Origin of the sequence: Limosilactobacillus coleohominis (genome assembly GCF_016901675.1) — a bacterium.
In the GTDB taxonomy this organism is placed as follows: domain Bacteria; phylum Bacillota; class Bacilli; order Lactobacillales; family Lactobacillaceae; genus Limosilactobacillus; species Limosilactobacillus intestinavium.
On sequence record NZ_JACJKU010000081.1, the window covers coordinates 1 to 6,157 of the forward strand.

At 41.8% G+C, this 6,157-nt stretch carries 4 protein-coding genes, 1 pseudogene and 1 other annotated feature; of the genes and pseudogenes, 1 reads left to right on the forward strand and 4 read right to left on the reverse strand.

What is annotated here, in order from left to right:
* Positions 1 to 244 precede the first annotated feature (244 nt).
* From H5975_RS07000 to H5975_RS07010, 3 genes and pseudogenes are all read right to left on the reverse strand, one after another.
* Entirely contained in the window at positions 245 to 1,438 is a 1,194-nt protein-coding gene (locus H5975_RS07000; RefSeq protein ID WP_204785444.1) for a PLP-dependent aminotransferase family protein, read from the reverse strand.
* 47 nt (positions 1,439 to 1,485) lie between these two features.
* Positions 1,486 to 2,436: pseudogene (locus tag H5975_RS07005) on the reverse strand (L-lactate dehydrogenase).
* A gap of 51 nt (positions 2,437 to 2,487) precedes the next feature.
* Positions 2,488 to 3,300 carry a 2-keto-4-pentenoate hydratase gene (locus tag H5975_RS07010; protein WP_204785445.1) on the reverse strand — a complete coding sequence of 271 codons (813 nt, stop codon included), beginning with the start codon at positions 3,298 to 3,300 and terminating at the stop codon, positions 2,488 to 2,490.
* Between the two features lie 190 nt (positions 3,301 to 3,490).
* Positions 3,491 to 3,723: a binding site (T-box leader), on the reverse strand.
* A gap of 210 nt (positions 3,724 to 3,933) precedes the next feature.
* Between H5975_RS07010 and H5975_RS07015 the strand changes: the two genes are divergently transcribed.
* Positions 3,934 to 5,043 (forward strand): low temperature requirement protein A, encoded by a 1,110-nt coding sequence (locus H5975_RS07015; RefSeq protein WP_239473171.1) that lies wholly within the window; start codon positions 3,934 to 3,936, stop codon positions 5,041 to 5,043.
* 46 nt (positions 5,044 to 5,089) lie between these two features.
* On the opposite strand, the gene H5975_RS07020 is transcribed toward H5975_RS07015, so the two are convergent.
* A complete protein-coding gene (locus H5975_RS07020; protein WP_204785446.1) occupies positions 5,090 to 5,956 on the reverse strand; it encodes a TrmH family RNA methyltransferase in 867 nt (288 codons plus the stop codon).
* Positions 5,957 to 6,157: the final 201 nt, after the last annotated feature.

The following is a 6,157-nucleotide window of genomic DNA, read 5'->3' on the forward strand; positions in this document are numbered from 1 at the left end:
TATCGTAAGGCCTTCTACCAAGAGATATCACAGCTCCATCAACCAATAATCAATTGGTCAGTATTATTTATTTGAGTCCAGTGGCTAACTTATTCTTGAAATTTAGGAATATTTTAGCTTTAACGTTGGGGTTATGCAATACAAAAAACTGCCCAAAATTTATCTTTCGCAATAAAATCCCATCAATAGATTCAATCTACCGATGGGATTATAAATATTATTTTGTTTCAATATTGAAGGGGCATTAATTATTAACTGCCTCTTGGAGGGCTTCGCCGAGTTGCTTCATCCCGGCTTTGATTTGGTCTTCTTTGGCATTGGAGTAGTTCAACCGGAAAGCGCCTGGTTGCGGCTTACCAGCATAGAACGGATCGCCTGGCACAAAGGCCACGTTGTGTTCCAAACATTTCTTAAATAGTTCAACGGTATCATCTACGCCAGGTACTTCGACCCACAGGAACATTCCTCCTTCTGGGTCAGTATACTTAACACCTTCTGGGAAGTATTTCTGTAATCCTTCAGTCATTAATGCCTTCCGTTTTCCGTAAAGATCACTGATTTGTTTTACATGCGCATCAAGGTCATTCTGGTTCAGAAATTCTACCACAGCATATTGGGCTAAGTTATCAGAGTGCAGGTCTGCTGACTGCTTCAGCACAGTTAACTTACTAACAACGTCTTCATCCGCAACAACCCATCCTAAACGGAACCCGGGAGCAAGGGTCTTGGAGAATGTACCCATGTAGAAGACATGGCCAGTTTTATCAAATGACTTAACTGCTGGCACGTGCTGTCCCTTAAAGCGAATTTCACCATAAGGGTTGTCTTCTAAAACATAAACATCATATTTTGCAGCTAGTTCAGCCATCTTTTCCCGTCGTTCTAGTGCCATGGTTCGTCCAGTTGGATTTTGGAAGTTTGGTACTGTATAAACCAGTTTTGCTTCAGGGTGAGCCTTCAATGCTTCTTCCAGGGCATCCATTTTCATCCCCTGTTCATCCATTTCCACCCCTACAAAGTTGGCACCATAGGATTTAAAGACATCCAGGGCACAAAGATAAGTTGGCTGTTCCACCAGTACAGTATCTCCAGGATTTACAAAGGCTTTCCCTACCAAATCAAGTGCTTGTTCTGAACCAGTGGTCATCAGAACGTTTTCCAGTTGACCAGTCACGTTTTCTTTCTCTTTAACATGTTGGAGAACCCACTCACGAAGAGCAGTTACCCCTTTTGCGGCCCCATACTGCATTGCCTCTTGACCATGTTCATCGAAAACGCGATCAACAGCTTCTTTCATCTCTTTGACAGGGAAAAGCTCAGGAGCGGGCAATCCACCAGCAAAGGAAATAATCTTTGGATCCGCCGCTGCCTTTAAGATTGCACCTACCGCATCCGTTCCGTCCGCTGGTACTCGTTTAGAAAAATTAAACTTTGTCATTGTAGTCACTCCTCTTAGTAAATTTCGTTTAGAATTAATGTTTCTGTTTATTCTGCTTGAGCGAGATTGTTTGCACGCTCTTCTTCTTTCTTCAACCGTTCCTTGATGTAAGTTGCAGAAGTTTCTAGTTTTGCTTCTTCTTCTGGCGTCAAATCTAGATGTAGTTGTTCTACTACCCCATCACGTCCAACGACAGCTGGATATGAGAGGTAAGTACCGTATTCTTCACGATAATTAGAAACTGGCATTTCTGTGCGGGCATCATTCAGCACTGCATTGGTTAACCGAACTGCGGCCGTTGCAACCCCATAGTTAGTATATTTCTTACCTTGATATACTAGGTAACCACCTTGGCGGGCGCGTTCTTCCAACTCAGACAGCTTCAATCCCCGTTCTTCCGCTAATTCAGTGACAGGTTTTCCGAGAACCCGAACCGTTGACCAAGCCGTGAATTGTGAATTGCCGTGTTCACCAAGGTTAAAACCAACAACGGAGCGAGAATCAACTTTCAGTGCTTCACCAACTCGGGCCCGCATCCGCGCAGAGTCTAGTAAGGTTCCAGTCCCCATCACGTGTTCTTTTGGCAAACCGGTTAATTTTTGGTACATTGAGGTGATTACGTCACAAGGATTGGTAACATCAACTAACTTACCGTGGAACCCGTTGTCTACTAGCATTTTCGCTACCAATGGGACTTGAGTTCGGGTGAATTTAAATTCTGCAAAGCGATCATGATCCGGTGTATCAACCAACTTTGATTCCCCTAAAGCTGAAACAACAACATCACAATCACGTAATTGACTTGCATCGTTGACGGTCAAATTTGTATGTTATGGCAAATTGGCCATTGCATCTCGCAAATCAAGAGCATCCGCTTGTACCTTGGCTTCATTAGTATCAAATAATGCAAGGTCATCTGTAAATCCGCCTGAAACTAAATAGTGCGCTACCGTGGCACCAACGTGACCCATTCCAACTACTGCTACTTTTCTTGTCATAATAAAACTCCCCTTCTCTTTTATTGAAACAACTCTGTAGAATATTTAACTTTAATCGGTCACTTTCACAATCACAGTGCCGAACCCATTATCAAATTTAGCTTCCCACTTTCCAGCAGTTAGATGTGGTGGTAAGAGGAAAGTTCCTGATGATACTAATTGTCCAGCACGGAACGTTTTCCCTTGTTCTTCAAGTTTGCCAACCAGCCATTGTAATGACTTTAGTGGATTACCAAGCACTTCACTTGATTTGCCGCTATCCACTTCTTTACCATCGTGGTAAAGGGTTACGTTGACGTTGGCAGCATCTTCCACGGTCTTAAATACTTCATCTGTTGGTCGTTCTTGACCATATGCTACATATCCGCCAACTGCACAATCACTCATGACATTAAATTTATTCAGGTCTGGGAACCAGTCAGCAAAACGACTGTCAGGCAATTCTAACGTGCCACAAACTGTAGTCTTATGTAATAAATCTTCCATTGAATCGCTAGCATGTAAGTCAGTCTTGGCACGGAAACCAAGTTCAACTTCCACCAGTGGAGCCATTGTTTGTTCCTTCAGGGAGAGTAAAGCAGGTGATGGTAAGAAGTGTGCATCAACTTGTTGTCCATAAAGTGGACTGTCAGAGTCGAACATATCTTGGGTCTTCTTACTTGTTAATGAAACTTTATACCCGCCAGTTGGGAGTCCCTTCAGTTCAACGAAACGGTCTTGCACCGCATAAGCTGTATCGTCATCATTGACGACCCCGTCCCAATCATCCATTGTCAGTGGTTGCTTACTTTGGTAAGCCTTGAAAAGTGCTTGAGCGAAAGCTTCTTGTTTGTCATTTAAGGTAACGTTTTGATTTGCAGTCATAATAATATCCTCCTTGGGACCTGGCCGCCGTTACCAAATTAATTATTTGTATAACCCGGTCAGGTCATGTTCTAATCTTTTCTAATTTTTCTTTAATGTTACTAATGTCTGAAATACCACTGTCTGCCATGACCATCACCACCTTTAAATATGTCTAATAAAAAAACGTCCTCCCAGCTCTATTAAGAACTGAAAGGACGTCTTTGAACGTGGTACCACCTTTATTTACAACACAAGTGTTGCCTCAATCAACTGCCTAATACGGCAATTAATCGGCAAGATAATGGTTGCTACCAGTATGTTCTACTATTATTTCGGCATACAACTCGCGAGGGATTTGCCGCAACTGCCTCCTACCGGTTTCCACCAACCACCGGCTCTCTTGATTCAGCAGCATTGACGATTCTCGGTCAACGTTTTTTTTATTTCTTTTGATTGATTGTTAGTATAGTATCATGCAAAAATGAGAATTGCAATAGTTAAATTAAAATTTAATTAGAAAAGGTTTTACCTTCATATTTCTTTATTTACAAAATATGATAGTATCCATGAATTTTGCTTTTGACTAACTACGATTCTTGGTCAAATAATGATAGTATTAATGCAATTATTCAGGGAGGATTATTCAAGCCTATGAAAAAGATAATTGCTAAACGGGTTTCGATGCTCGAATTATTTTACGACCTCATCTTCGTCTATGCCATTTCTAGGATGACAATGATGATCCATCACCTCCATAGTGGCAATTTGTCACCAGTGATATATGGTGAATTTATTATCGTTGTGATTATGGTCTTGCAACTGTGGCTCTACCAAACAGTTTATATTAACCGTTTTGGCACTAGTCGGACCATTGACACCATCGGACTATTAGTCAGCATGTTCGTTGCCATTTACTTAGCAAATAACATTAATACGGAGTGGCGGACAACGTTTCACAGCTATAACCTGGCAATGCTGTTAACAATCATCAACATGCTCTTCCAGTATTGTTACGGTTCCGGTACACAACTGCGCCGGGATCGTGATGTTCAGGGGTTTGTCATTGTCCTGGGAATTGAGCTCATCTTTTTCATCACGGGATTACTACTGGGTTATCACTATGGAATCTATCTTTGCGTAATTGGTGGCTTGATCGGTTTCTTGGCACCCCTTGCGATGTACAAAATGTACCAGCCTAGTCAAGTGAACTTTCCGCACCTGGTCGAACGTCTCAGCCTGATTATCATCATCACTTTTGGTGAAACGCTGGTTAATATTACCCAGTACTTCAACGGTGCAATTTATTCACCACTACCAATCATTATTTTTGCTGGAGTGGCCGCTCTCTTTGGTGTTTATACCCTACTGGTTGAACGTTTTCTTAATCATCACCAACATACCCGTGGTTTTGTTGCGATGTACACCCACATCATAATGATCATCAGCCTGCTTTCCATCACCGCTGGCATTATCTATTTAAAGAATGATCAGGCTTCCCGAACCTTCATCAGTCTGTTCATCGCTGGCAGTTTGGTTATCTTTTATCTCTGTCTCTGGATATACAGTTGTTATAACCAACATCATCTCCAATTTAGTAATTATGACTTTGCTGCGATGATCATTATCCTGTGCTTAGGTGTTATCGGAATCTTCCTACAAAAGAATAGTAATCTTGGCTTAATGACTGCCTTTGCATCAGCAAATATCATTGAATTTGGCCTGATGGAATGGCGACTGCATCATCCGCTCAAGCAGCATTAAAATGAAAATCCTCAAAGCTAGTTAAACGCTAACTTTGAGGATTCTTTTATTTAGATTTTTGATTACCTAACTCCCAAAAGGCTAGCGCTGAGGCCGCTGCGACATTTAAAGAGTCAACTTCAGGAGCCATCGGAATTCTGATCGTAAAATCGCTCTGACTAATTGTCTTCTCATTTAATCCCGGACCTTCTGACCCAAGAATAATCGCTAACTTGTCTGCTCGATCTAATTCAGGATCATCAATACTAATGGTATTATGTCGGAGTGCCATGGCTGCCGTCTTATATCCCAAGTGATGAAGCAGATCAATTCCCTCTGCCCGCCAAATCTTTGCATCAACATAAGTCCACGGTACTTGGAAAACCGTTCCCATTGAGACTCGACTAGCTCGCCGATAAAGCGGATCAGCGGAATCACTCGTGATAACTACCCCATCTATTCTCAAGGCTGCCGCAGATCGCATTATCGCTCCTACATTAGCAGGATTAACCACGCTTTCCAAAACTGCAATCCGCGGGTGATTAGTTGGCATCGTTGCTAAAAAGCTTGTTAAGTCTGGGCGCTGCACCCGATACATGGCAGAGAGCGCTCCTCGCAAAAGATTATAACCAGCACCAGCTAACTGACGAAGCATGTCGCTTTTGACAACGTAAATTGGTGTCTGGCCTAAGACTGTCGTTTGATTAGCAGCCATTTCATGATCTAAATCATCTAAATCACGTTCGAACGTCTTTTCTTCCATCAGAAGAGAAGCTGGGTGGTACCCTGCTCGTAAAGCACGTTCAATCACTTTTGGGCTTTCCGCAATAAACATACCAGGCTTCATCGCATGAAAAAGCTGTGCTTCATTAAGTCGTACGTATGGATCTAGGGCTTTGCCATCTAGGTCCTTAAGAAAAATTATGTTATGCATTCTGAATTTATCCTTATTGGTGGTAATCTATATATCATTTTCAATCTTAGACTGATTCTTATTATAAAGCTATTCATTAGACATAATTTTCTTTTCCTAAATTTCAAGAATAAGTTAGCCACTGGACTCAAATAAATAATACTGACCAATTGATTATTGGTTGATGGAGCTGTGATATCTCTTGGTAGAAGGCCTTACGAT